This is a genomic window from Cyclobacterium sp. 10D3-21 (assembly GCF_055809755.1).
The window spans coordinates 3,818,769-3,845,002 of the sequence record NZ_CM147924.1 but is presented as its reverse complement, the minus strand read 5'-3'; the positions used below and the strand labels follow the sequence as shown (position 1 = coordinate 3,845,002).

At 38.1% G+C, this 26,234-nt stretch carries 20 protein-coding genes; 11 read left to right on the top strand and 9 right to left on the bottom strand.

The genetic code is table 11. The annotated features are described in order from the left end of the window. Positions 1 to 529 precede the first annotated feature (529 nt). From AC0L7T_RS15220 to AC0L7T_RS15205, 4 genes are all read right to left on the bottom strand, one after another. Positions 530 to 1,627 carry a BF3164 family lipoprotein gene (locus AC0L7T_RS15220; protein ID WP_473336232.1) on the bottom strand — a complete coding sequence of 366 codons (1,098 nt, stop codon included), beginning with the start codon at positions 1,625 to 1,627 and terminating at the stop codon, positions 530 to 532. A 999-nt stretch (positions 1,628 to 2,626) separates the two neighbouring features. Beyond that, positions 2,627 to 3,643 carry a DUF4221 family protein gene (locus AC0L7T_RS15215; RefSeq protein WP_473336231.1) on the bottom strand — a complete coding sequence of 339 codons (1,017 nt, stop codon included), beginning with the start codon at positions 3,641 to 3,643 and terminating at the stop codon, positions 2,627 to 2,629. Positions 3,644 to 4,519: 876 nt separating this feature from the next. Beyond that, the gene (locus tag AC0L7T_RS15210) at positions 4,520 to 4,963 is read right to left on the bottom strand and encodes a DoxX family protein (RefSeq protein ID WP_473343376.1); all 444 of its coding nucleotides are present in this window, start codon (positions 4,961 to 4,963) and stop codon (positions 4,520 to 4,522) included. Positions 4,964 to 5,478: 515 nt separating this feature from the next. Then, positions 5,479 to 6,048: an REP-associated tyrosine transposase gene (locus AC0L7T_RS15205; RefSeq protein ID WP_473336230.1), complete on the bottom strand. Its 570-nt coding sequence runs from the start codon at positions 6,046 to 6,048 to the stop codon at positions 5,479 to 5,481. Positions 6,049 to 6,792: 744 nt separating this feature from the next. Between AC0L7T_RS15205 and AC0L7T_RS15200 the strand changes: the two genes are divergently transcribed. From AC0L7T_RS15200 to AC0L7T_RS15190, 3 genes are all read left to right on the top strand, one after another. After that, positions 6,793 to 7,995: a glycoside hydrolase family 117 protein gene (locus tag AC0L7T_RS15200; protein WP_473336229.1), complete on the top strand. Its 1,203-nt coding sequence runs from the start codon at positions 6,793 to 6,795 to the stop codon at positions 7,993 to 7,995. Positions 7,996 to 8,103: 108 nt separating this feature from the next. Continuing rightward, positions 8,104 to 9,222 (top strand): Zn-dependent alcohol dehydrogenase, encoded by a 1,119-nt coding sequence (locus AC0L7T_RS15195; RefSeq protein WP_473336227.1) that lies wholly within the window; start codon positions 8,104 to 8,106, stop codon positions 9,220 to 9,222. A gap of 14 nt (positions 9,223 to 9,236) precedes the next feature. Further along, the gene (locus AC0L7T_RS15190) at positions 9,237 to 10,049 is read left to right on the top strand and encodes an alpha/beta hydrolase (RefSeq protein WP_473336226.1); all 813 of its coding nucleotides are present in this window, start codon (positions 9,237 to 9,239) and stop codon (positions 10,047 to 10,049) included. Here the strand turns inward: AC0L7T_RS15190 and AC0L7T_RS15185 are convergent. Genes AC0L7T_RS15185 through AC0L7T_RS15165 form a run of 5 tightly spaced genes read right to left on the bottom strand, consistent with a single transcriptional unit; the run spans position 10,033 to position 14,098 of the window. After that, positions 10,033 to 11,160 carry an XdhC family protein gene (locus AC0L7T_RS15185; protein WP_473336225.1) on the bottom strand — a complete coding sequence of 376 codons (1,128 nt, stop codon included), beginning with the start codon at positions 11,158 to 11,160 and terminating at the stop codon, positions 10,033 to 10,035. The two genes, AC0L7T_RS15190 and AC0L7T_RS15185, sit on opposite strands and share 17 nt — an antisense overlap. 5 nt (positions 11,161 to 11,165) lie before the next feature. Beyond that, on the bottom strand, positions 11,166 to 12,362 hold the full coding sequence (locus AC0L7T_RS15180; RefSeq protein WP_473336224.1) for a molybdopterin molybdotransferase MoeA: 1,197 nt from the start codon (positions 12,360 to 12,362) through the stop codon (positions 11,166 to 11,168). Positions 12,363 to 12,402: 40 nt separating this feature from the next. Beyond that, on the bottom strand, positions 12,403 to 13,392 hold the full coding sequence (moaA, locus tag AC0L7T_RS15175) for a GTP 3',8-cyclase MoaA (protein ID WP_473336222.1): 990 nt from the start codon (positions 13,390 to 13,392) through the stop codon (positions 12,403 to 12,405). Between the two features lie 33 nt (positions 13,393 to 13,425). Then, a complete protein-coding gene (locus AC0L7T_RS15170) occupies positions 13,426 to 13,839 on the bottom strand; it encodes a molybdenum cofactor biosynthesis protein MoaE (protein WP_473336221.1) in 414 nt (137 codons plus the stop codon). A gap of 1 nt (position 13,840) precedes the next feature. Further along, positions 13,841 to 14,098 carry a MoaD/ThiS family protein gene (locus tag AC0L7T_RS15165; protein WP_473336219.1) on the bottom strand — a complete coding sequence of 86 codons (258 nt, stop codon included), beginning with the start codon at positions 14,096 to 14,098 and terminating at the stop codon, positions 13,841 to 13,843. 754 nt (positions 14,099 to 14,852) lie between these two features. On the opposite strand from AC0L7T_RS15165, the gene AC0L7T_RS15160 reads away from it, so the two are divergent. The 8 genes from AC0L7T_RS15160 (at position 14,853) to AC0L7T_RS15125 (ending at position 26,222) form a co-directional block, all read left to right on the top strand. Next, entirely contained in the window at positions 14,853 to 15,440 is a 588-nt protein-coding gene (locus tag AC0L7T_RS15160) for an RNA polymerase sigma factor (protein WP_473336218.1), read from the top strand. A 130-nt stretch (positions 15,441 to 15,570) separates the two neighbouring features. Next, positions 15,571 to 16,596: a FecR family protein gene (locus AC0L7T_RS15155; protein ID WP_473336217.1), complete on the top strand. Its 1,026-nt coding sequence runs from the start codon at positions 15,571 to 15,573 to the stop codon at positions 16,594 to 16,596. A 51-nt stretch (positions 16,597 to 16,647) separates the two neighbouring features. Beyond that, complete coding sequence (locus tag AC0L7T_RS15150) at positions 16,648 to 20,109, top strand: SusC/RagA family TonB-linked outer membrane protein (RefSeq protein WP_473336216.1); 3,462 nt, start codon at positions 16,648 to 16,650, stop codon at positions 20,107 to 20,109. Between the two features lie 50 nt (positions 20,110 to 20,159). Beyond that, entirely contained in the window at positions 20,160 to 21,692 is a 1,533-nt protein-coding gene (locus AC0L7T_RS15145; protein ID WP_473336215.1) for a SusD/RagB family nutrient-binding outer membrane lipoprotein, read from the top strand. A 182-nt stretch (positions 21,693 to 21,874) separates the two neighbouring features. Beyond that, positions 21,875 to 22,648, top strand: a complete 774-nt coding sequence (locus tag AC0L7T_RS15140) for an HpcH/HpaI aldolase family protein (protein WP_473336214.1) — start codon at positions 21,875 to 21,877, stop codon at positions 22,646 to 22,648. A 4-nt stretch (positions 22,649 to 22,652) separates the two neighbouring features. After that, positions 22,653 to 24,086, top strand: a complete 1,434-nt coding sequence (locus tag AC0L7T_RS15135; protein WP_473336212.1) for a GntP family permease — start codon at positions 22,653 to 22,655, stop codon at positions 24,084 to 24,086. A 24-nt stretch (positions 24,087 to 24,110) separates the two neighbouring features. Next, positions 24,111 to 25,274 carry a mannonate dehydratase gene (locus tag AC0L7T_RS15130; protein ID WP_473336211.1) on the top strand — a complete coding sequence of 388 codons (1,164 nt, stop codon included), beginning with the start codon at positions 24,111 to 24,113 and terminating at the stop codon, positions 25,272 to 25,274. Positions 25,275 to 25,346: 72 nt separating this feature from the next. Next, positions 25,347 to 26,222 (top strand): 2-hydroxy-3-oxopropionate reductase, encoded by an 876-nt coding sequence (locus AC0L7T_RS15125; RefSeq protein ID WP_473336210.1) that lies wholly within the window; start codon positions 25,347 to 25,349, stop codon positions 26,220 to 26,222. The last annotated feature ends 12 nt before the right edge of the window (positions 26,223 to 26,234 follow it).

The following is a 26,234-nucleotide window of genomic DNA, read 5'->3' as shown; positions in this document are numbered from 1 at the left end:
ATTCCTTTTTGAGATAAAAACCAAAGTCTTTAATTCGGCTTAAATTTAAAGGCAAGCCTAAAAGTAGGGTTTTGATTTAATCAAACCATCCTGTGCAGTACTGGTGAAGGATTTGGCAATTGATTTAATAATTGGTTGGTAAAAAATGTATTGGATGTTGGTTTGTCTTTATTTTAGGTGCCAAGATGTCTGGGTGTAGTTTGCAAAACAGCCCAATATCCTTAAGCATCTGGTTTTAAAAAAAATAGACCGTAATCATAAATAATCCACTTCAATAAGCCCTTTTTTTAGTAATAACATCGCTCCTCCCACCACCTGAAATTGAGTTATTAGGACAATTCCTGACCTCTTAAACACACCTAGTGCAGCTAACTGAAATATGGTGGAAAAGTGACCTTAGACGTCCAAATCCTTTATTTGATAGGTGGCTTATTCAAGTTTCTGTAATAGACAAGGGCTAACACAACATACTCTTACCATTATTATATAAGTATAAATTTAAATAAAAATTATAAATCCTGATTTCACATTAAGATAGTATGTCTTTTAATGAGAATCTAAATAAATAATCTTCTTTTTCAGGATGAACGAAATATAAAAAAGCATCATCTTGTGTCACGGTAAATAGCCGCATCCAGTCTTCCAAAATAATCTTAACCACAGGGTCTCCATCCAATGAAAAAATGTGAATTTCTTTGTCCGAAAGGGATTTGCTATGAACCTCAGCACTATTTCCTATGGGCAAAAATTCCTTTTCATGGTAAAAAGCATATATTAAATTATCAGAAATAGCAATATTTGAATAGTAAGTGAAAAGATCAAAAACATTAACTGTCATATTATCAGGACCAACTTCCACTTTTTCTTTTTGATCAACATTAGATTTGTAATGAATATTGGTCGCTACCTTATTTTCAGTATCATATATTTTTATCAAGGGAAAAAACGAATAGGCAAAAACAATTTTCTTTTGATCAGGAGTAATACTAACTTTATTTTGATAAAGATGGTAGTTTGCACTAGCTGGAACATCCTTTCTGAGCAATGGAAAATCTATTAAATCAAATGTCTTCTTAGTATTGATATTAAAACAAGAAAGTTGTTTACTTGAAAAATCTGCTTGTCCACAGACAATTGAATCATTGAGGAAAAATGGGGAATTTAATGGAATATATGTACTTGGATATTTAACATTCTGACTTGCCTTAATATTTCCATTATTTGAAAATTGATTATCAAAATCACTAAATTTGCGGATTGAATAAAGGTCACCTATGGAAAGTTGATTATTAAAAAAATTAAGACCAGAAGGAAAAGCATTCCTGAAATCATCTGGACCTTCACCTTCCTTCCCAAATCCACCTTTATATTCACCTGTATGTGAATCAAAAACATCGAAGAGAAGATTGTTATCTGCACCCAAAGCAACAACGTTTTTATTGGTTGAAATCAATTGCCTTACCAGAAGTAATGCTGGTTCAGTTTTAATAGAGTCAAATAAAGATTTAACATTTACTACCTTTGAAAAACGCACTGATTCATTATCTGAAATAGAAGGTCTACAAGCAAAGAAAAATAGCATTAAATTTAGAGTTAATACTAATCCTATTATTCCATTTCTCAACATGTTCAATATTTTTTTTTAATCCGAAGTTATAACCGCTTATAATAAATAATTTAATTGTATGCCTATATATTAGAAGGAAAACACAAAAGGTGGCTTTTAAGATGATGTGGTCATATTTTTGGCCAACAAAACTACATTCAAATACCTATAATAGGTTTAACATGTTAGATAATAAAACTAACATATAAATTATTTCTCATATATAAAATGAAGAGTATCAATTTAAATCAATACATCTTTGGCTAAATAAAAGATAAGAATATATTATCTTCCTTTTTGATTAGTTGTCATAGAATAAATCGGCTTAATTCACATTCCACACATTAAATTAGTAATTTAATTTCCAAAGGTATTTTTAAAATACTTCGATAGTTTTTACTCATCTCCGTTATTCTCCAGCTGTGAGCAATTGGCAACGCTATGTTATTTAAGGTTGTTGGTGAATTCGATTGCTTGTGACAATTATGTCCTAAGAGTTTGCAACTACCCTAATATCTTTAACCATCTGAATTTTAATAAATTGCATGTAGTATTAAATATTTTTTTCATCAGCCTCAATCCTAAATCTTGCATTTGGTTCATAAATGATGTGTAATTACACCATTATTGTTTGAAGGGTATTTATTATGGCAAGACAGAGTATTTCATTTACAAATCCCAATGACGCTTGATTAAAAGAACAAGTTGACAGTCAAGAATTTTCAAGTAAAAGTCAATTAAAAAACGATTTACTCAGAAAAGTAAGAAAATCATAAGCGCAGATTGAATGGATTAGGGCAAAGCTAGAGCGTGCCGAAAAAAGTGAATTTACAGATAATTCACAAGAGGAAATTCGACAACAAGCCAAAGATTTGATGAATGACTAATTACTAACGAAGAAATGCTGCCAAAAATGACTTGAAAAAGATTTATCATTATGGCGATTGTTTGTAGGCAGGATTTAAACAATATTTTGTAGTCTATTAGATTAAAAATAGTAAAATCTTTCTAAATGCTACACTATTTGATCACTCCAAAATCTACAATTACAAAAGCAACAATGTCATCTGTGCTTTCTTTATAAAAAGGCAGGGCATACCCATCAAGTGTGTTAAAACCATAACTGCCCCATTTGTCGGTGTCAAATTCCATTTCAGCCTCTACAAGCAAGTCTTTGTTAAGAACCAAAAGTTTGTGTCGTTCCTGGGCTTTATTGTCTTCAGAGGGGCCTTTTATCCTTACCCATCGGAGAATTTTTTCAGCATTTTCAGCATAATCCAGCCCTCCATATTTACTGGTTTCGTGGTTTGGATGGAAAACCGTAAACTCCCCCTTGGTTTGGGTGGTACCCTTTTTAAAGGAAATATTTTCTACAGTTGCGGCGGATGCTTTCTTTTGTTCCCCATTTTGTACGATGACCAGGGAATCTGAAATAGCAAAGCCAATCACATGCGATTTGATCTGTGGCAGGTAAATATGGCTGTAAAGCCCTAGTTGGTCATCTCCTTTGAAATCCAGTATATTTGGCGGATATAAAAAGTTAAAATGCGAGAATTGCTGGGTTTTGGTATTAAAAACTACACCCCATTTGTCATAGGTCTCAAAACCATCCATTATTACATAGGGTATGTCGACGAAAAAAAGTTTGTCATCTGATTTTTGAAGCCTATTAAAGCCCATGCTTGAGTAATTGGCATATTTCCTTACAGGATCCACTTCGGGATGGGGCCAGCGGTTAAGTACTTTTCCATTATAATTGGCTCGAATCAATTCTTTTCCATGTGAGAGTAAGTAAATGTATTTCTTATCGATATAATGTCCTGAAATAAAAGACCCTATACCATCAGGGCCTTCGGTTTCATAAGTTTGTTTGTGGACTAGCTTTCCTTCTGGATAACTGTATTGAAGCAGCCTGTGTTGGGTGAATGTAAGAAGAAAGGCTCCTGAATCAGTGTCAAAATAGCGGAAATCAGTACCAAGATTTTTGGTTAGGGTATCTTTTTCCAGGTAAAGGGTGTCAATTATCAGGTCTTCCAAATTCGCTGTAATCCTTTCCGTTCCTGAAGGCTTGTTACAAGAAAAAATAAAGGAGAATTAAAGAGGCCGCAGTATATTTCATGGCTTATTTTGGTAGTATTTGTTTTAGTCAAAACTAGTGGATTATTTATCTCAATGCTATTATGCGGATAGGTATAGGCCTCTTGCAAGGTTTTATGAGTGTTTGTCTTTGTGTCTGGGTGTAGTTTGCAACTACACCCCAATATCCTTAACGATAAGTAATGGTAAAATTGCTCGCAATCATAAGTAATCCACTTCTATAAGGCCTTTTTCTAGTAAAAACATCAGCCCATCCTACCACCTGAAATTGAGGAAATAGGATTGTTCCTGATCTCTTATTTGATAAGCCTCTCCCATACCTACAAAATTACTGATTGTCATTGAATTGCCAATTTAAAATTGTTATAAGGCGTTTTACCAGTGTCCTTGGAGGTGATTGTAATTCTGAAGGATATAAAGGTGTAGTTGCAAACTACACCTAGCGGGAAAATAGGACAGTTCCTGATCCCTTATTTGATAGGGTTCTCCCATACCTGCAAAATAACTGATTGTCATATAATTGCAAATTAAAAATTGTTATAAGGCGTTTTACCAGTGTCCTTGGAGGTGATTGTAATTCTGAAGGATATAAAGGTGTAGTTGCAAACTACACCTAGCGGGAAAATAGGACAGTTCCTGATCCCTTATTTGATAGGGTTCTCCCATACCTGCAAAATAACTGATTGTTATATAATTGCAAATTAAAAATTGTTATAAGACTATTTTACCCTTAGTCTAAGAGGTTATTGTAGTTCTGACGGATATTTTGGTGTAGTTGCAAACTACACCAAGCGGAGTTACAGGAAATGATATATTTTACCAATGAGGGTGGTTTTTCATGAAACTATCCACCGAAAATTTTCCTGATCCAAATATCAAAAAGACAAACAGCAGTAAGAGTACCAACAGGGAAATCTCAAATTCAAGGTTATTGGAAACCGAAAGAAAACCTTGTTCAATGTTTACAAAAAAAACAGCAACCAATAATATGGGGATTTGGATGATTATAGCCAATCTTGTCAGCAAGCCCATTGCGATCAAAAGACCCCCGACCAAATGAGCAAAGGAAACATAATGGGCCAATGCCATATGGAAAAAACTGATATCAGCTTCTCGTATTAGGTTCATAAGAGCATCTGTATTGGAGATGAATAAAATACCCTTATAAAGAATAAATAATCCTAAGGCAACTCGAAAAAAATCGATCCACTTTGGATGATGTAAATCTGCCCAATGTTCTATTTTATGAATGGTATCCATGGTTAAGTATGTTTTGGGTTCCATGGTTTATACGATTTTTTACGGATCAATGTTTCAGATAATCGGTTGATAATTCTATGAAATCTGATTTTTATTAAATATTGACGCTGTGAACTCTTTTTGTTAGGTTTAGGAGTTGGAAAAGGACCTGACAGGCGTCCTTGAGCTTGTCGGAGAAATTCGCTCAAATCATTATACTAGACTAGTGTCAGACCTATAATATTATCATAAAATTTGTACTGGGGGGTGCTTGGTGTAGTTTTCAACTACACCCCAATATCTTTGACGATAAGAAATGGTAAAATTAGCACGTAATCATAAATAATCCCCTTCAATAAGCCCTTTTCATTTCGGCACCAGGTCAAGTTTTCCAAAATGAAATCGCTATACCTTTTTCTTGTAAAAACATCAGCGCTCTTGAAAGGTTTAATAAGTGATTGTCTTTGTCTCTGGGTGTAGTTTGCAACTACACCCCAATATCTTTGACGATAAGAAATGGTGAAATTAGCACGTACTCATAAATAATCTAATTCAATAAGCCCATTTAATCCAGCATAATTCCTGGCACTTGAATACAGATAATCCTCAGGCTTATCTACTATTCCTGCTTTAACCGGATTTTGGTGGATATAGGTCATCCTACTCGCAATCATTTCTGGCCCAAATAATTCAATAGCATGGTTTTCATGGGTCCAAAACTGTATTTCTTCATTACGTTTGTTGAACTTTGCATGAAATTCGAAAATCATCTTCAGCCATTCCTTTCGTCTTTCCTTCGGGTTAACCAAAATCATTTTCAATAACTTTTTACTGGAAAACTTTTTAAAATCACGCACCCATTCAGAAAGCTTGCCATCTTTCTGCTGTACCAGCAAATGAATATGATTGCTCATGATAACGTAACCATAAAGGTACAAGCCCTTTTCATTTCGGCACCAAGTCAAGTTTTCCAAAACAAAATCTCGATACCTTTTTCTTGTAAAAACATCAGCCCATCCTACCACCTGGAAAGTGAGGAAATAAGGCAATTCCTGATCTCTTATTTGATAAGCCTCTCCCATACCTACAAAATAACTGATTGTCATTGAATTGCCAATTTAAAATTGTTATAAGGCCGTTTTACCCGGGTCCTTGGAGGTAATTGTAATTCTGATGGATATCTAGGTGTAGTTGCAAACTACACCTAGCGGGGAAATAGGACAGTTTCTGATCTCTTATTTGATAAGCCTCTCCCATACCTACAAAATAACTGATTGTCATTGAATTGCCAATTTAAAATTGTTATAAGGCCGTTTTACCTGGGTCCTTGGAGGTAATTGTAATTCTGATGGATATCTAGGTGTAGTTGCAAACTACACCTAGCGGGAAAATAGGACAGTTCCTGATATCTTATTTGATAAGCTTCTCCCACACCTTCAAAATAACTGATTGTCATTGAAATGCACATTAATTATGGTTTTAAGGCTATTTTACCCTGAGCCTCGGAGGTAATGTAATTCTGATGGATATCTAGGTGTAGTTGCAAACTACACCTAGCGGGGGATGTTATGGGGAATAATTCAAAAGAATATACCTGTTTTAGCAGATGAAATTCGAAAATTGAAAGCTGGATAGAGAATAAAATGATAAAATAGCCATAGTTTATTTTTTTTTTTTAAGCAGTGAATTTTTCATAAATCTAATTTTAACCCTGTAGTTGCAAATTCCCCTAGCGAAATTTTTAGGGTTCACTTTTTATTGACCAAATAAATAAGTGTAAATTAATGCCGTACATTCAGTTTTACTATTACTCCAAATTAACAATTGGTACAGCCCTAAAATAATTAAATATGGATCATAAATTACTTATTTATTGTGCTTTAAGTGTTTTTTTATTTCAATCATGTCAGTCTACACCAAACTCTGAAAGTCAAAAAGAGGAGACTGAAACAGCAATCAGCCCTGAGCAGATGGATAAATTGGGGATTACAAATGCAGATCACCTAAGTGCCGCATCCAAGCGCGCACTGAACTGGCCGGATATAGGGAATGAATGGTTTATAGAATTCTCAGGTTTACAACCTTTGAAAGGGGATCTGGCCTATGAAGAAGGGATAGTTCGGAGAGACCCAAGTGCCATGCTATTTGAAAATGGTAAATACTATGTTTGGTACTCCAAAAGTACTGGACCAACGGATGGATTTGCCGGGGACATTGAAAAAGACAAAGTATTCCCTTGGGATAGGTGCGATATCTGGTATGCGACTTCAGAAGATGGCTGGACCTGGAAGGAAGAAGGAATGGCAGTAGGCAGAGGGGGAAAAGGAACCTATGATGACCGTTCGGTATTCACCGTTGAGATCATGAAGCATGAGGATATGTATTACCTGACCTATCAAACAGTGAAATCCCCCTACAATGTGCGGGTGAAAAATCAAATTGGACTAGCCTGGTCTGATTCACCTGATGGTCCTTGGACCAAAAGTACTGAACCTATATTGAGTCCTGCAAACAATGGCATTTGGAAAGGGGAAGAACAGGATAGGTTTGATGTAGAGAAAAAAGGGGACTTTGACAGTCATAAAGTCCATGATCCATGTATTCTTCCTTATAAAGGCAAATTTTACCTTTATTACAAAGGAGAACAAATGGGGGAGGAGATCACTTTTGGAGGTAGACAGATCCGACATGGACTGGCAATAGCAGACCATCCAAAAGGACCCTATATCAAATCTCCTTACAACCCCATCAGCAATAGTGGACATGAGATATGTGTTTGGCCGTACAATGGTGGAATAGCTTCTTTAATCACCACAGATGGGCCGGAAAAAAACACCATCCAATGGGCACCTGATGGGATCAATTTTGAAATTATGTCTTCTATCAAAGGAGCACCTCATGCCATTGGCTTGAACCGCAATGTGGATTCAGAAAAGGAACCTACTGAAATTCTTCGATGGGGACTGTCACATATTTACAATAACTCCGATTATCAAAGTATCATGCGTTTTTCTTCAGCCAGAAGAACCTCACATAAAGCCAAGGGGGAATAAGCACAAATAGAGGTACAAGATTTAGCAGATGTTAGATAAAATTATCTATTTAGACTGCTATCTTTATCACTAGATTTATCATTACTATTATCCCAAAACGAACTCACCATGTCAATTACTTCTAAAAGTGCTGTAGCCAAAGGGGACGGGACTTTTATTATTACTCAGGTCAACCTTTCTGATCCTCAAGAGGACGAAGTCTTAATCAAAATGAAGGCTGCAGGACTTTGCCATACGGATTACGATTCACTCAATTGGGGAAAGCCTCTTGTGATGGGCCATGAAGGCGCGGGAATCGTAGAAAAATTTGGATCGGCTGTAAAAGAGCTCAAAGTAGGGGATCAGGTGATTCTTAATTGGGCGACACCTTGCATGCATTGTTTTCAATGTCAGGAGGGGAATCAGCACATTTGTGAGAACAATTCACCGGTTGTAGCTGGAGCAAATGGACATACCCCCGGGCATGCCAACCTGGAGAGTAGCCAATGGAACGGAAAAAGCATTGAGCGCTCATTTAATCTTGGGACCCTAAGTGAGTATGCACTTGTGAAAGAGGCAGCAGTGGTGAAAGTGGATGAGCCTGGACTTAATTTTTCGGCAGCAAGCATAGTGAGTTGCGGTGTGATGACAGGTTTTGGCTCTGTTGTTAATGCGGCAAAGTTGGAAGCAGGAAGCTCATCTGTGGTCTTAGGTTGCGGGGGAGTTGGTCTGAACGTGATCAACGCCTGTAAAATTTCAGGAGCAGCTAAAATTATCGCAATAGACGTCAACCCTCCAAAATTGGATTTGGCAAGAAAATTCGGAGCAACAGACACGATTCTTGCGGACAAGTCAGACATAGGTTTGTTGGCTGCGGCTAAAGAAGTAATGGAATTATTAGGAGGGCGAGGCTCAGATTATGCTTTTGAGTGTACGGCCATTCCTGCCTTGGGTGCTGCACCATTGGCCATGGTAAGGAATGCTGGAACAGCAGTTCAGTTGAGTGGTATAGAAGAAGAAATAAGCATAGACATGAGGCTATTTGAATGGGATAAAGTCTATATCAATCCCCTTTATGGTAAATGTAGGCCACAAATTGATTTTCCAAAAATCATGAAACTTTACAAAAAGGGTGAATTGATGCTGGATCAGATGATCACCAGAGAATATGCGCTGGAGGATTTACAACAAGCATTTGATGACATGCTTGCAGGAAAGAATGCAAAAGGAGTAATCGTTTTTAAGTAAAATTAGCCTATACCATGAGTAGCTTTAGAACCAGCGAATTGTCTGACAACACTTTTGGAATGGACGGTTTGCGCTTTCTTACTGTCAAAACCCCAAACCTTAAAGGGAGGGGAGACATTTGTCTATTTGTGCCTGATGGAACGGATGCACTTGCCGATCTGCCCATTTATATATTGCTTCACGGTGTCTATGGGAGCTCTTGGGTTTGGGCAATGAAGGGTGGCGCTCACCATACTGCCAAAAGGATGATGGATTCTGGTGAAATCCGACCAGCCATTCTGGCCATGCCTTCAGATGGATTATGGGGAGATGGCTCAGGTTATCTGAGGCATAAGGACTGGGATTTTGAGCAGTGGATCGTCTCCGATGTGCCAAAAGCTGTTTATGAGAATACCACCTCTGCAAGCGAAAAATCTCCGCTTGGAATAGGCGGTCTATCTATGGGAGGTTATGGCGCTTTAAGGCTGGGTGCCGAGTTTCCAGAAGTTTTCAAGGCCATTTCTGCACACAGTGCCATCACTAAATTTGCCGAAATGGAGGGTTTTGTTGAGGAGCCTCTGGATGCCTATGATTTAATGCATGCCGACAATGATGTGATCGATTCAATAAGGAAAAATCTCAATTCTATTCCTGCCTTGCGCTTTGACTGTGGTAAAGGGGATGGGCTGATTGAAGGCAATCGCTTACTGCATGCTCAATTGCTGGAATTGGGTGTTGCTCATGAGTACGAGGAATTTGAAGGGGCGCATGAATGGCCCTATTGGCAGAGGCATTTGGAAAGCACCTTAAGGTTTTTTGATCGAAACTGTGTTAATAATTATGAATAGGCCCATCTTTTGATTTGAGATAGCCACCCATACTTCCAGTCATCACAGCTTTTATTTCAGATAGGATAGAAAGGGCTATTTCTTCTGGGCCCTCAGCACCAATATCAAGGCCCATAGGACCGAAGATTACTATATCTTCCCCTTTTTGAAAATTTATCCCATTTAGCGATAGCTGTTCTTTTAACTTCATCAGCTTTTTTTTCGGCCCTAATACTCCGATATAGGGACATTTATAGGGGTACAACCCTTTTAAAATTGCCAAATCGTAATTAAAATTGTGGGTCATTAGTACCACAGCCGTTCGACTGTCAAGGTCCAATTTTCCAACTACTTCCTCTCCTTTTCCTATAATAAGTTCTTCCGCCTCTGGGAAGCGAGCACTTGTTACCAAGTCACTTCGGCCATCAGCAATGCTAATTTCCCAGCCCATTATAGCCGCCAATTTTACTAGTGGGACCACATCATTTCCTGCACCCAATATATTCAGTTTGATAGCGGGAGCCATGTACTCAATAAAAGCAGTGTACTCGGATTCATTAACTGGAAGGATTGAAGGTTTTTTAGTAGAGATTACCGATTTTGCTTCCTCTAAAATAAAGGCTCTTATTGCAGAGTGTAATTGGTCAAATTGCTTATTAGAACTTGTGTTTTGAGCGTCCAATAGTAGTAACGTCCCTGGTTGTGCGGCTCTTTTATGCTTAAAATCAAATAAGGTTACCAACACCTTTGATTCCCTGTTTTTAACGCAGGATTTGATCAGTTGAATGGGGTTATTCTCGTAGCTTTCATCAATCGGCTCGATCAGAATATGAATGATTCCATTGCAGCCCAATCCTACACCAAATTTGGCATCGTCATCGTCCGTAGTGTCATAAGTGACTAGCAAAGCTTGCTGCTGGAAGATTACCATTTGGGCTTTTTTTAAAGCATCTCCTTCCAGGCATCCTCCAGAAATTGCCCCGGTTAATTCTCCATTTTCAGTAATTAGCATTCTTGCACCGGGTCGCCTGTAAGAAGAACCATCCACTTTTACGACGGTTGCCAAGGCAGTTTTTTCATTGTTCTTCACTGCAAAAGCATAGGCTTTCAGGATCTCTTTGATTTCTTTCATGCCGACTAAAAGCTGTTTCTGTGCAAAAAGGTGATGGGAAATATTTCTCCCTTTTTGAACTCCGATTGGTCCGAAGGAAGGCTCAAGAATGCATCAGCAAGTGCCAGATGTACCCAATCCCCAGAACCTGAATTAGCAATAGGCTTGGCCAGTAGCTTGCCGCCCTCTGTACTGGTGATCACCAATAAATGATTGGTAATGGGCTTGTTGAATACGATGTCCTTGTCTAAATACCCAAAAGTAAGGCTGTCTTTTATGCCCAAATGCTTTTTGAACCACAATTTAAAGTACGCGTGAAAACAAACTAAGGTAGAGGTAGGGTTTCCAGGGAATCCAAAAACGAATTTTCCCCCCTTTGTTCCAAATAAAAATGGTTTTCCCGGCTTTTGTTTTACGCCATGGATGTGTATTTCAACGCCTAATTCCTGAAAAACGACTGGTAGAAAATCATATTTCCCCTTGGATACAGCTCCGGAAAACAGCAACACATCGTAATCCTTCAACAATTCCTTTATGGCCGTTTTAAGTTTTGCCTTGTCGTCTGGTAAGTGAGTGGTTTTTGCCTCAATATTCAAATCTTTTAGCGCCGCCTGAAGCATATAAACATTGGATCTTCTGATTTGATGGGGAAGTGGTTTTTCTTCAATGGGAACCAACTCATCTCCTGTAGAGCAAATCATGATTTTTGGTGATTTCTCTACTCTAATCTGCGTAAGGCCTGTAGTGGCCAATACTCCTTTTACGCCAGGGTGAATCCAGGTTCCAGCAGGTAGCAGCTGATCTCCTTTTTTCGCATCAACACCTTTCTTATGGATGTTTTGGAATGGCTTATGATCAGTACCATCCAATGCCGCTATTCCATCATTGATCGTTATTTTTTCATAAGGAATTACGCAATCCGTATTGCCTGGCAAAACAGCACCAGTCATCACTTCAAGACAACTCTCAGGATTTTTGAGGACTTTTTGCTCCTGCCCAGCAGCTTGTATGTCTTCGATAAAAAATCGTTGCTGTTTACTTAACTGTTGGCTTTGAATGGCAATGCCATCCATAGCAACCCGGTTAAAAGGTGGCGCATCCCGGTCGGCATAAACACCTTCAGCAAGCATTCTATTGAGACAATTTTCGAAAGCAATGCCTTCTGTTTCCCCTTCTATGGTATATTTTAAAATAATATTTTGGGCTTCTGCTACGCTTATCATTCAGTTTGATTTGTCTTCACAATAATTCATAAAAGAGTTTTTACCCTCCTAAAAATGACATGGATTCTTTCGAGCCATTTGGGATTTGGTTTTCAGCTTCAAAACCATCTTTTGCTTTCCCCGCAACCGCCAAAAGAATGGTCGTTTTCAATGCCTCATCTCCAGCACCGCTTCGTAATACATCCCTAAGGTTGCTAACAGGAGGGCCATATAAACAGGTTCTTAGCTCTCCGGTAGCAGAAAGCCTTATTCGGTTACAAGTGCCACAGAAAGTACGGCTGAAAGCAGGGATAATTCCAAAACTACCTACAAAACCAGGGACCTGATAATTAATAGAAGTGCTATTTGATTCGTCTGTGATTTTTTGTATTCCGGGAAATTGGGCTTCAATATAATTGTAAAGGGCTTTGTAGTTCCATTCAGGGATATCAAATTTATCGGTTCCATTGAAGGGCATTTCTTCCAAAAATCTTACTGATAAAGGATGTTTTTCCGTCAATTGGATGAAAGGGACGATGTCGTTAATATTTTTCTTCCCATCAATTACACAGTTCAACTTGACAATGAACTTCTGGTCCAACAATTGGGTAATACAGGCCATTACTTCATCAAATTTGTCTCGTCTGGTGATTTCATGAAACCGCTTTCGATCCAAGGAATCCAAAGAAATATTTACTTTTTTTACCCCAAGAATGGCAAGTTTACCGATTTGTTCTTTGCTTATTGACCCATTGCTGGTCAAGGTTATTTCCTTAAGTCCTTTGTTGTTGGAGAGCAATTCTAAAAAATCTAAAATTCCCCTTCTTACAAAAGGTTCACCTCCAGTAATTCTTATCTTTTTAACGCCAAGATTTACGAAAATCTTTGTGAGATAATCCAGTTCCTCATAAGTTAAGAGGTCTTCCCGTTGGACAAAGTTCATCCCTTCCTCCGGCATACAGTAATAACACCTAAAATTACAGCGATCAGTCACTGATAACCTTAGATAATCTAGTTTTCTACCGTATTTATCAATTAGCTCTTGCTGCATAGAATTGTTATTGGGAATTTCGAGTTCCCAAGATTAAGGATGTGCATTTACCCACACCGTTTGGTCGGTAAAGTATTCTTTTTTCCAAATTGGAACAGTCTTCTTGAGTTCATCTATTAGAAACCGACAAGATTCAAATGCGTCTTGTCTATGTGCGGAGGAGGTGCCAATGACCACCACAGGATCTCCTATTTGTTTTACGCCCAAAGCATGAACAATCACAATTTTTTTGAGCGGCCATTTCTTTGCGGCCATTTCTGCCAATTTGTTCATTTCCGAAATAGCCATCGGTTCATAGGCCTCAAATTCTAATTTTACAACATCTTTTCCCTGGGCATGGTTTCTTACATTTCCTATAAAAAGATCCATTCCACCTGCTTCAGGATGCTGGAGAAAAGAATAAATGTCATTTAGCTCAATTTGATCAACCAATTTTATTTGTATCATTTTATCCTCCACTTACTGGTGGTATTAAGGCTACTTCTTTTGCATTACCAATTGCCAAGGTGTCATCAGCATACTCTAAATCAACAGCAATACCGATACTGCTTAGACTTCCCATTCTGGGATATTTTTTCAATAACCATTTTTTTAAATCCAACACTGTTATTATTGAAGGGTCTTTGGGGAATTCTAGCTCTTTTTGTCCTACAATGTCCTTGGAAATTCCGAATAATTGAATTTTCATGCCTTGATTATTATTCATTGATCTAACCTTAAATTTAAGCATAAGCAATTGATAAAGCATAGGGCTTGGCTATATTATTATTAGAAAAGGTGAATTGAAAATATTTCTAAGCAGCACCTTAACCATAATCCAATATGCCTTTACGCCAAATGTAGCGTTCTAAAATTGTCATTTATTCATTGCACCTTGGGCATTAATTGTATCAGGTGTTTGAATTCAAGGTGAAATTCACACCAAAAATCAATTTATACTGTGTTAAATTCAGTTTTTATCCAGCGAAGAAAGGCCCACCATTTTTATATCCAAAACCACTCTTTGTTGTCCCCATTCTTAAATGCATGGCCTCTAAATATCTAGGTTGAGAATGTTAAGGTTGTAAAATGTTTAAATGCAAATAATTATGGTGCAGATAATGGAATGGATTTTTGATTATGTAATTAGTTCATTTACAGGTGGTAATAGGTTATTAATTTGGCATTCGCAAACAAATAATTTTGGTAACGTGCTTCGTTAATTATAACTATACTAATGAAAAATTATGTTTCATTAATGATTGTATGTAGATAAAATTTTATATTAATTAATTCATCAACTATTTAATTCAATTAATTGATGGAATTTTTTTATATTTTTGTCTATTATATATCTTATTTGTTGAAAATTTTAATTAACGATACAAAATACTAATTAATAGATGAAATTAGGTTAATAATTGTGTATTTATCGAAAAATTCATTACTTGTGTTGTAATGTTTTAATTTTACCCTATTCAATGAATAACAATCAATCCGTTCCTGAGCTCGTAGGCTTGTTGCAGACCGGAGATAAAAAGGCCTACAACAATTTATACAAGCTTTTCGCTCCTAAAATTTTAAATACTTGTAAGAAAATGTATCTCCCTCAGCACGATGCCGAGGAAATAGTTCAAGAAGTATTTTTAAAAGTGTGGGAAAAAAGAGTGCAATTGGACAATACCTTGTCCTTTAATGCCTATTTACTGACAATAATGCGGTCCCTGATATTTAAACGATCCAAAAAACAGGCTATGGAAATAGCCTATCAAAAATACAATATCCAATTTATAGCGAAGGAAGACAATTGTACAGAGGAAACCATTCTTTTTGAAGAGATTAAATCCTTCTCCACCAAAGCCATCGCCTCTCTTCCAAAGGGACAACAAGAAGTTTTTTCTTTGAAGTTTTCTGAACATCTAACAGCAGATGAAATTGCTGCAAAACTACATCTATCCAAAAGAACGGTAGAGAATCAATTGTATAAAGCAACTAAAGCACTTAAAAAACAATTGATTTCCAAGGAATTGATACCCTACGAATTCCTCTTGATGTTATTAATTTATTAATTAAACTGTTGATTGTGTAATGATTTTTTAAAAATGACTTTATTTAGTTAAATAATATGTAAAAAATTAAAATTACGTAAGTAAATGTAGGTAAGTGAGGATATATACCATATAAACATCTAGTTTTTCAATGGATAACTTTACAAAGAAATGGCAAGATTTTCATGAAGGCAGTCTTTCAAAGAAAGAAGCTGTCGAATTTCTTCATTTTCTTGAAAGTGACTTGGGAAAAGAAAAATTTCAAAAACTTCTTAAAAAGACCTGGGCGGATCAAGAAGAAAAAAAGCCAAAAATAGTTTATCCTACTCCTAAATCTTCTTCCTCGAGCTCAAAAATTAGCAATCCTCAGCGTAAAAAGAGTGATTTTTTTAATAAGTTTTCTATAATTAACATTTCAGGATTCAAAACCTTCGCAAAGTATGCTGCCTGTTTACTTTCCATTATTGTTATTCTAAAGAGTTTGCATTTTATACCTGATTTCACAGGAAAAGAAATAAAGGAGTTACCTGAAACGGTATGGATAAGCAAATCAAATCCCAAGGGAATAAAGTCCAAAATACTATTACCAGATAGCTCTTGGGTTTATTTAAATGCGGGAAGTAAAATTCAATACCCGGAAAACTTCCCTGAAAACAGGTATGTGTATTTGGAAGGGGAAGCATTTTTTGAAGTTTACGAAGACAAAAACCATCCTTTCGTTGTCGAGGCATTTCATGTTAAAACCCAGGTCTTGGGCACTTCATTTAATATAAATTCACTTTATCCTGAATCCGTTGAAATTGGACTAGCTACAGGTGCTTTAAAAATAATGAATTCTTCCACAGGCAAAGAGATACTACTTGCTCCTGGAGAAGGGAGTAAAATTATTCCTTCCAATGATGAAATGGAAAAGTACAAGGTAGATCCTGAAACGATTTCTGAGTGGAAAGAGGGCATTCTCCATTTTGAGAATGAAAGCATTGAAAGGGCAATAAAGAAATTAGAGAATTGGTATGGGGTTCAAATAACCGTAACAGGAGAACTCCCGAAAGGTACTTGCAATGGGACTTTTCAAAAAAACACTTACCTGAGCAATGTTTTGAAAGTGCTGGGACATGCTTTGGATTTTAACTCTGAAATCGATAAGAATCAAGTAACAATAAACACAAAAAAGTAGATGAATAAATAGATAGTAATAAAATTAGTTCTAACCAATACCCAAAATCCCATGAAACAAGTTTTATTTAAAAAGTTTAATGCCCTAAAGTTTAGATTACTGATCGTAGGGTTGTTAAGCATAATCGCAATGCTACCTGCATTGGCTGCCAATACTGTCAAGAGTATTGAGGACGTTAAGATTAAAATGGACTTCCTTGAAGGAAATTTAGAAGATCTTTTAAGTAATATAGAAAGTAAAACCGACTATAGGTTTTTTTATACCGATCAGGCAATAGTAGATAAGGATGTCCTTACGCTTGACCGTAGCAAAGGTTCAGTAGCTGATATTTTAAAAGATCTTGCAAGATTGAAAAACCTTCATTTCAAACAAGTTAATAACAATATCAGTGTGAAATTTTTGGAGAATAGGACCAAAAATAACGACGTTGAGATAGTATTGAATGAGGCAGATATTACCATCAGTGGTAAAATCACAGACGATAGTGGTGAGCCTATACCAGGCGTTGCTATCTCTGTTGTCGGTACCTCCATAGGTACTATCACCAATATAGATGGTGAATACTCTTTAAATGTCCCTGAGGATGGAGTATTATCGATATCTTATATTGGTTTCAGTACGCAAAGGATACAGGTTAACGGAAGATCTATTATTAATGTCACTATGGAAGAAGCCATAGCAGGACTTGATGAAGTAGTGGTAACCGCTCTCGGTATAAAGAGAGAAGCTAAAAGTCTTGGTTATGCAACCTCTACGGTAGCCTCTGATGAAATGACCATTAACAGAACGCCAAATTTCATCAACTCCTTACAGGGTAAAGTAGCAGGAGTAAACATTACCTCCATGGGCTCAGGTCCTCAGGGAAGTAGTAAAATCAGGATCAGGGGAGTCTCTTCCTTTGGAGGAAACAATTCGCCTTTGATCGTAGTGAACGGGGTTCCCATTGACAATACGAATTTCGGAGTAAGTGGGGATGTTTCAGAAGTAGGGAGCAACAGAAAATCGGATAGTGGTGATGGTTTAAGTAGTATTAATCCTGATGACATTACTTCAATGTCTGTATTGAAAGGTGCTGCAGCTTCAGCTTTGTACGGAGCAAGAGCAAAGGATGGGGTAATCATGATTACGACCAGAAACAGGGCCTCAGGATCGGGGATTCAAATAGAACTCAATACCAATTACACCAATGATACACCACTGGATTTTACAGATTATCAATATGAGTATGGACAAGGTGAAGGTGGGATAAGACCAAATTCTCCACGACCAGTTTCAGGGGTTTGGAGTTTTGGTGAAAAAATTGAACCTGGTATGACCCAGATTCTTTTTGATGGGGTAGAAGTACCTTATACCGCCCAACCCAATAAAATCAGGGACTATTACAGAAATGGCTCTACACTTTCAAATACCATTACCCTTTCTTCAGGTGGTGAAAATGGTGGTTTTAGCCTTTCAGTTTCTAATATGGACAGTAAGGCCATCTTACCTGGTTCCAATTACAATAGGAAAACCATCAATCTGGGCTTTACTCAAAACATAAAAAAATTAACCGTCTCTGGAAATATCAACTATTCTAAAGAAGATAGAATAAACCCACCAAACATCGCAGAGCAGGATTTTAGCCCTGTGGTCATTTATACATTAGCTAGTTCTATGCCATTGTCATTATTAGAGCAATATGCCTTTGATGAAAATGGTGATGAATTCCCTTATTCCAGATTCACCAACAGAACCAATCCTTATTTTGCACTTTCAAGATTTGAAAACAACATAAGGGATAGGGTTTATGGAAATGTTACTGCCAAATATGACATTACTGATTGGTTGTATGTACAGGGTAGGTTTGGACAAGATTTCTATTCCAGAGATTCAGAATACAACCTACCTACAGGATCGCAAAGACAATCCTCCCCACCTCCAGGATTCGTAAATGGTCAATACGTACAAGACATAAGAAGATTTAGAGAAGTAAACACAGATTTCCTTCTGGGAATGAACAAGACGTTTGGAGACTTTGGATTGATGGTTAATCTTGGAGGAAACCAGATGTACAGAAGGCTGGATGTAAACACCCTTTTGGGAGAGAATTTTTACACCCGTGATCTTTATACCATTGGGAATGCAAGTAAAATCACCACAAATTACAGTATTTCTGAAAGACAAGTTAATTCCTTGTATGCGAGTTCTGAATTGTCATGGAAAGGTTTCCTTTATTTAAATGGAACGGTTAGAAACGATTGGTTTTCTACACTTTCTCCGGCCAATAGGAGTATCGTTTATCCATCTGTTACTGGTAGTTTTGTTTTCTCTCAGGCTTTTGAAAACCTTCCCAATTGGATTTCATTTGGTAAGGTCAGATTGGCTTATGCTGAAGTGGGTAGTGATACAGATGTTCAGCCTTATGCCAATAACCTATTCTACAATATCAATCAACAACAATTCCCTAATTCCAATGGCATCGCCCAACCGGTAGGCTCAGTTAGCGGATCTGTAGTACCAAATTCCAATTTGAGGCCAATGAGAGTCACTGAAAAGGAAATAGGTTTGGAAATGACACTATTTGACAATCTTCGTTTTGAAATGTCCTATTATGACAAGTTATCCTCCGATCAAATTCTGCAAGCGCAAATTTCTGATGGATCTGGCTATCTCAATCAATTGATTAATGTAGGGGAAAGTGAGAACAAAGGTTTGGAAATGTATGCTGCCATTTCTCCAATAAAAACTTCGGATTTTGAATGGAATTTTGGGGCCAATGCTTCATATAATAAATCCAAAGTATTAAGTCTTGGAGATGATGTAGAAGGAACTTTTATCACTGTAGGTACAGCAGAATTTCATGGAGAATTGAGGCAAGAAGTTGGCAAGCCTATGGCCCAATTGTATGGATGGGGTTACCTTAGAGATGATCAGGGAAGACAAGTTTTTGATCCCAACAGTGGACGTCCATTAAGATCTAATGAGCAATTGAATTTTGGTTCAGCCATACCTGTATGGGTTGGAGGATTTACCAATAGCTTCAATTATAAAAATCTTAGCTTTTCCTTTTTGATAGACTTTAAGTTGGGACATAAATTGATCTCAGGAACCCATACAAATGCTTATAGGCATGGATTGGATAAAGCCACATTAATTGGAAGAGATGTGGGTTATGTAGTAGGAGACGGTGTAAATCCTAATGGAGAAGTAAATACAGCCCAAGCGCCTGTACAGACTTTTTATGAGACCATTCGTTCTGGAAGAATGTCTGAGCAATCCGTTTTCAATGCAGGTTCTTGGCAACTTCGCCAGTTAACACTTGGTTATGACTTAAGTAGCTTGATTCCTCAAAATAACTTTATTAAAGGATTGAAATTGAATGTTGTTTCGAACAATGTAGCTGTAATAAAAAAATGGGTACCACATATTCATCCTGACCAAAACGGTATTATCTCAGATAATAGTGCTGGTTTGGAAGCTACTGGATTACCTATTACAAGAAGTATTGGGTTCAATCTAAATGTGAAGTTTTAATGGCTTTACGACATCCAATCAAATATGTGTTACAACTAAAATTATCAGAGATGAAAAAGTCTAAAAAATCATATATCTATCCCATTATTTTACTGTTCATTCTGTTCTCCTGTGATTCAGGCTTTGATGAAATGAACACTAACCCCGTACGGCTTACTTCTATAGACCCCGCCTTTCAATTGAATCAGGCCATAATCTCTAGTTCTCCAGGGTACAATAACTTGACTTATGAAGTAACTATAGTCAGACAAATGATAACTCCCTTTCAAGGAGTAGGAACTGGAGGCAATTTAAATCAGGACAATAGAGCAGCCACTGAAGGAAACTGGAATACGGGCTATCGTACCGTATTGAAAAACCTAATTGATGGATTGGCCAGGCTTGAATCCATGCCAGAAAGAACTAATCTTAAACATATTCTTCAAATTTGGAAAGCACATACATTCATGACCTTAACTGATACCTATGGAGACATTCCTTATTCAGAAGCTGGTAAAGGATACATCGATGGCTTGGTTTTTCCAAAGTATGATTCTCAAGAAAGTATCTATGCTGGAATATTAAGTGACTTAGAAGCTGCAGTGCAAGGGCTAGATGCATCTAAGGATGCAATAGGGCAGGAAGTAATGTACAGTGGAAATGTGGAACAGTGGAAAAGGTTAGGGAATTCATTAATGCTCCGTGCCGGTATGCGTTTGTCAAAAGTTGATCCTACTTCAGCTGCTTCTTATGCCAGCAAAGCAGTAAGCGGTGGCTTGATGCAGTCCAACGATGACAATGCTGTAGTACGTCACAATGCAGATTATAGAAATGGTGTAGGTACAAACCTTAATGGAGGGCAAGCACCATTTTACTATCTGGATCAAGAATTTGTTGATTTCCTTCAGTCCAATAACGATCCCAGATTGACTTCCATTGGGGTAAGGTATATAGGTGCGCTTAGCGGTAATGACCAGGTAGAAGAAAATGCCAATAGGGATTTTGATGCGCAGGTTGGAATGCCACAAGGCTATGACAATACCACCATTATTCCTGTAGTAGAGGATGCAGGGTTGGCGAGCTTGTTTGATTATACACAATTGGATAGAAGTAGAATGGGAAATCCTGAAGCACCAAATTTTCTCGTAACCTATTCTCAAACATTGCTTTTATGGGCAGAAGCTGCTTTTCGTGGTTGGGCCCCTGGGGATGCTGAACAATTGTACCATGATGGCATAAGAGCACATATGGAACAAATGGCATTGTGGGGCAATAATACGGCTATTTCTTCTAACGAAATTGATGCTTATATAGCTGCTCATCCTTTGGAAGCTGGTAAAGAACTTGAGCTCATCAATACCCAGTATTGGATGTCCTCTTATCTAATTGGCCATGAAGCATGGGCAAACTTTAGAAGATCAGGTTATCCTGACGTAGATCCTAATCCTTACCCAGGTAGTGACCTTAAAAATGAAGACTTTATCAGAAGACTAACCTATCCTGACTCCGAGTTAACTGTAAATAAAGAAAACGTAGATCTCGCAACCAGTAGAATGGGGCCGGATATTCTTGATACTAGAGTTTGGTGGGATGTAAATCAATAAAAACCAATTGAGTAGACAATGAATTTTTATTGCCTATTTTTCAATAAAACTAAAACCGGATTATGTAATAGAATGCCTATTGCATAATCCGGCTTACTTCAAAGGGGTTGATATTCAATCAAGTACGGAATAGCATGGTTTGTAAACCTTTTATATTTCGTGTTATAGAAAGTATAGCTTAAATGAAAAAAATAAAAAAAAGAATAAATGCTGGTGAAACATTGGCTGGTTGTTGGCTAAATCTGGGCAGTTCTGTAACCGCAGAAATTGTGGGATCATCAGGTTATGACTGGGTCCTGATAGATTTGGAACATGGGGCAGGAGAGCAAACGGATCTTTTGCACCAGCTTCAGGCATTGGAACATACACCTGCTGCAGCATTGGTCAGAGTGGAAAGCTACCAAAAAGAAAGAATCCACCGGGTACTTGATCTGGGAGCCAATGGAGTGATGGTTCCACGTATCAAATCTGCTGCTGAAGCCAAAGCTGCCATTGCAGGAATACATTATCCACCCATGGGAGTAAGAGGTGTGGCCAAAATGGTTAGAGCAACTGGCTTTGGGAAGAATTTTGACGCCTATAAAGAAGGGACCTTGGATAATTTACTTGGCGTTATACAGATCGAAACAGTTGAAGCTTTGGAGGAATTGGATGGGATAGCAGCACTTCCCGGAGTGGATGTGCTTTTTATTGGTCCGGCAGACCTTACCATGGCACTGGGAATAGATGGCGATTTATCGCATCCCTTATTTGTGGAAGCGGTAAAGAGAATCATTGCAGCAGCAAAAAATGCAGGCAAGGCTGTAGGTATTTTGATTTTTGATCCCATTGACTTTGAAAAGTACAATGCCATGGGAATTCAACTTATTGCCTGTGGGGCAGATGCCACTTTTGTAGCCAATGGTGCAAGGGCACTTGCCAGCAAGCTGAATTCATCTAAAATAAAAAAAGAGTAAGTAGATGCTACATGACCCTTTAATTATTTTAGTAATTGGTATGGCCATCGTTGTTGGTGGCATTATTGGTGGGAAGTTTAATCCTTTCATTGCACTTATTCTAGCAGCATTGGTTGTGGCATGGTTGACACCTACCGCAGCTATTGTTGAATTTGCCTTAAGCAAAGGGCAGTCCGAAGCGGCTGCAAATGCCTTAGCGAATACTTCCATAGGAGAGCGAATAGCTTCTGCTTTTGGGAGTACAGTGGGTAAAATCGGTATTCTGATAGCCATGGCAGCGATTATAGGCAAAGCCATGTTGATGAGTGGAGCAGCAGAAAGAATTGTCAGGTCGATTTTGGGGGTAACAGGTGAGAAAAATGCACCTCTGGCCTTTTTAAGTGGAAGTTTTTTCCTTGGCATCCCGGTTTTCTTTGATACGGTCTTTTACCTAATGATCCCATTGGCCAAAGCCATGGCCATGCGACTAAAGCAGAGTTATTTGTTGCTGGTATTGTGTATTACAGCCGGTGCAGCCATGGCGAATTCACTGGTTCCTCCCACTCCTGGTCCTTTGTTCCTCATTGCAGAAATGGATATTCCTATTGGGATGATGATGGTCGGAGGTTTCCTCGTGGGCTCCGTTACCATTACAGCTGGTTATTTCTTTGCGGTGTGGGTGAACAAGCGGAATCCTATTCCATTGCGGGAATCATTGGATGCTCCTTTAAGTGAAATTGAAGCTTTGGCCAACAAAGATGAATCCCTATTACCTTCATTGGGCATTTCCTTGTCACCTATTTTGGTGCCACTTTTACTAATTACGGGAAGTGCTACCGTCAAAACCTTTATGGATGTGAATGCAGCAGGAAGCGACAATGTTTTCCTGGAATTTCTTCAGTTCTTTGGTGAGAAAAACATGGCCCTGATAATGGGGGCAATGGCAGCACTATTGACCTTATTTCTCCAAAGAAGCAAAGCCAGTGATGGAATGAAAGGTGCTGTTCAATCTGCATTGACCAGCGGTGGAGTAATCATTTTAATTACAGCTGCAGGTGGTGCTTTTGGTGCGATGCTACAGCAAACGGGAATTAGCCTGAGAATTGCTGACCTGACTTCTGGTTACCAAATGGCCTTAATTCCTTTGGCATTCTTCATTACAGCACTTGTTAGGACAGCTCAGGGATCAGCTACTGTGGCCATGATTACTGCCTCAGGGATTTTATCAGGAATGTCTACCACAGGTTTAGATTTTCATCATTTATACCTTGGATTAGCCATTGCTTGTGGTTCTAAACTCGTTCCATGGATGAATGACAGTGGATTTTGGATTGTATGTAAAATGAGTAACCTGACGGAAAAGGAAGCCTTGAGAACCTTTTCGCCCTTGCTCACCATCATGGGCATTGTTGGCCTAATTACAATTATGATTGCTGCAAAGATTTTCCCATTAATTTAATAATGATAGTAAACCCAGAATAGTATGAAAAATATTCTTAAAACCCTTCAGAGAAGGAAATTCATGAAGTTGTTTGCTTCTGGTACTGCAGGAGCTTTAACTACCGCCTCTGTGGCCATGGGTGCAGATAGGTCTAAATCCAGACCGGCGGCAAAAAAAATTATGCCAGCAAAGAAGCTGTTGATGAAGGTGGGCTGTCAAGCGGGAGGTACTTCCGAAGAAAACCTGGCTTTTAAAGCCAGACATGGTGTTTTTAACATGGATGGTGGAATGCCAAAATTTATCCCAGGTGTAGGATGGGATTTGGAAGACTCACTTAGAAAAAGAGAAGCATGTGAAAAATTTGGGATTAGTTTAGACGCTTACCATCTTCCTTTGACTTCTGCCGGCATTGATCGTGTGCAGGTTCCCAATATCATGCTGGGAAAAAGCCCTGAAAGGGACAGGGAAATAGAAATGATCCAGCAAATGATCCAGGTTTCCGCAAAAACAGGAGTAAAGTTGTTGAACTACAACACTACAATATTGCCTGTCCTTAGGACTGGTAGAACCATTGACCCAAAGAGAGGGAATGCCACTTATAATACCTGGAATTATGAAGAAGCCTTAAAGAGAGAACAACCTTTAACTGTAGCTGGAAATGTGGATGGGGACGAAATCTTTGAAAGAATCGCCTATTTATTGGATAGGATTGTTCCGGTAGCTGAGGAATACAAAGTTCAGTTGGGCAATCACATCGCCGATCCACCAGTACCTGACCAATATAAAGGGATAATGAGATGGAATAGTCCCGAAGTTTTTGAAGGGATGAAGAGGTTTGCTAAATTGTCCGATAGTCCATACCATGGGTTTAATTTCTGTATTGGATCCATTGCTGAAGGTTTAAGGGATCCAAAAAATGATATCTTCCCAATTATAGAATATTTTGGCAAGCAAAAACAAATATTCAATGTTCACCTTAGAAATATCAAAGGCAACTACAATAATTTCCAGGAAGTTTATCCCGACAATGGGGAAATGAATTTCTTCCATGTAATACGCGCCCTACGTGATGTTGAATTTGATGGAATGATAATGCCTGACCATGTGCCGCACCATGAGGCAGAGGGGGCAGGTTCTCAAGCATTTTCTTTCGCCTATGGACACATTATAGGAATTCTACAGGCATTAAAAGATGAGGAGGCCTGATTTCTTGAGCTTAAAATGACGATCAATACTATAAAATAAGCGAGAATTTTAAATTAATAAAGAGCAACTATTATGAAGAAAGTAGGATTTATAGGACTGGGGATTATGGGTAAACCCATGGCGATCAATTTAATCGATGCAGGCTACAGTTTGAATATTTTAGACAGCAATAAGGCTGCTGGAGATTTAACCCCTAAAGGAGCAACTGCCTTTTCCACCTGTAAAGATTTAGCAGAAAATTCAGAAATCATTATTACCATGCTTCCTGATTCACCAGAAGTTAATGAAGTTGTTTTTGGTGATATGGGTGTTTTGGCAGGAATCAAGGAGGGAAGTATTTTTGTTGACATGTCTACTATTGCACCATCCACCGCTAGAGAAGTGGCAGAGGCCATGCATCTTAAAGGCGTGGATGCATTAGATGCGCCAGTATCAGGAGGCCAAGTAGGGGCGGAAACAGGAAACCTTTCGATTATGGTTGGAGGAAAAGAATCGGCATTCGATGCTTTAAAACCATTGTTTGATGTGATGGGCAAGAGTGCCGTACTTATTGGAGATGCAGGTGCAGGCCAATTAACGAAAGCCTGTAACCAAATGATCGTAGGGATGACCATACAAGCGGTGGCTGAATCTTTCACTTTGGCCAAAAAAGCAGGTGTAAACCTTGAAAAAATGAGAGAAGCGCTTTTGGGTGGTTTTGCTCAAAGTAGAATTCTCGATTTACATGGACAAAGGATTATTGACCGAAACTTTGACCCCGGTTTTAAATTGAAATTGCACCGTAAAGACATGAACATTGCCTTAATGGCTGGTAAAGAATTCAAAGTCCCATTGTATGGATCTGCTTTAGTGGCCAATCATATGGATGCTGCTTTGGCAGCAGGATGGGATGAAAAAGACCATAGTGCGCTGGCTTTGTTAATGGAAAAATTATCCAATGTGGACTAAACCTTCATTTTC

What these genes read in the sequence shown, in the direction of transcription:
- AC0L7T_RS15220 (WP_473336232.1), bottom strand. Translation starts at nt 1,627, where the DNA reads ATGTTGAGAAATGGAATAATAGGATTAGTATTAACTCTAAATTTAATG.
- AC0L7T_RS15210 (WP_473343376.1), bottom strand. Translation starts at nt 4,963, where the DNA reads ATGGATACCATTCATAAAATAGAACATTGGGCAGATTTACATCATCCA.
- AC0L7T_RS15205 (WP_473336230.1), bottom strand. Translation starts at nt 6,048, where the DNA reads ATGACAATCAGTTATTTTGTAGGTATGGGAGAGGCTTATCAAATAAGA.
- AC0L7T_RS15200 (WP_473336229.1), top strand. Translation starts at nt 6,793, where the DNA reads ATGGATCATAAATTACTTATTTATTGTGCTTTAAGTGTTTTTTTATTT.
- AC0L7T_RS15195 (WP_473336227.1), top strand. Translation starts at nt 8,104, where the DNA reads ATGTCAATTACTTCTAAAAGTGCTGTAGCCAAAGGGGACGGGACTTTT.
- AC0L7T_RS15190 (WP_473336226.1), top strand. Translation starts at nt 9,237, where the DNA reads ATGAGTAGCTTTAGAACCAGCGAATTGTCTGACAACACTTTTGGAATG.
- AC0L7T_RS15185 (WP_473336225.1), bottom strand. Translation starts at nt 11,160, where the DNA reads ATGAAAGAAATCAAAGAGATCCTGAAAGCCTATGCTTTTGCAGTGAAG.
- AC0L7T_RS15180 (WP_473336224.1), bottom strand. Translation starts at nt 12,362, where the DNA reads ATGATAAGCGTAGCAGAAGCCCAAAATATTATTTTAAAATATACCATA.
- moaA (WP_473336222.1), bottom strand. Translation starts at nt 13,392, where the DNA reads ATGCAGCAAGAGCTAATTGATAAATACGGTAGAAAACTAGATTATCTA.
- AC0L7T_RS15170 (WP_473336221.1), bottom strand. Translation starts at nt 13,839, where the DNA reads ATGATACAAATAAAATTGGTTGATCAAATTGAGCTAAATGACATTTAT.
- AC0L7T_RS15165 (WP_473336219.1), bottom strand. Translation starts at nt 14,098, where the DNA reads ATGAATAATAATCAAGGCATGAAAATTCAATTATTCGGAATTTCCAAG.
- AC0L7T_RS15160 (WP_473336218.1), top strand. Translation starts at nt 14,853, where the DNA reads ATGAATAACAATCAATCCGTTCCTGAGCTCGTAGGCTTGTTGCAGACC.
- AC0L7T_RS15155 (WP_473336217.1), top strand. Translation starts at nt 15,571, where the DNA reads ATGGATAACTTTACAAAGAAATGGCAAGATTTTCATGAAGGCAGTCTT.
- AC0L7T_RS15150 (WP_473336216.1), top strand. Translation starts at nt 16,648, where the DNA reads ATGAAACAAGTTTTATTTAAAAAGTTTAATGCCCTAAAGTTTAGATTA.
- AC0L7T_RS15145 (WP_473336215.1), top strand. Translation starts at nt 20,160, where the DNA reads ATGAAAAAGTCTAAAAAATCATATATCTATCCCATTATTTTACTGTTC.
- AC0L7T_RS15140 (WP_473336214.1), top strand. Translation starts at nt 21,875, where the DNA reads ATGAAAAAAATAAAAAAAAGAATAAATGCTGGTGAAACATTGGCTGGT.
- AC0L7T_RS15135 (WP_473336212.1), top strand. Translation starts at nt 22,653, where the DNA reads ATGCTACATGACCCTTTAATTATTTTAGTAATTGGTATGGCCATCGTT.
- AC0L7T_RS15130 (WP_473336211.1), top strand. Translation starts at nt 24,111, where the DNA reads ATGAAAAATATTCTTAAAACCCTTCAGAGAAGGAAATTCATGAAGTTG.
- AC0L7T_RS15125 (WP_473336210.1), top strand. Translation starts at nt 25,347, where the DNA reads ATGAAGAAAGTAGGATTTATAGGACTGGGGATTATGGGTAAACCCATG.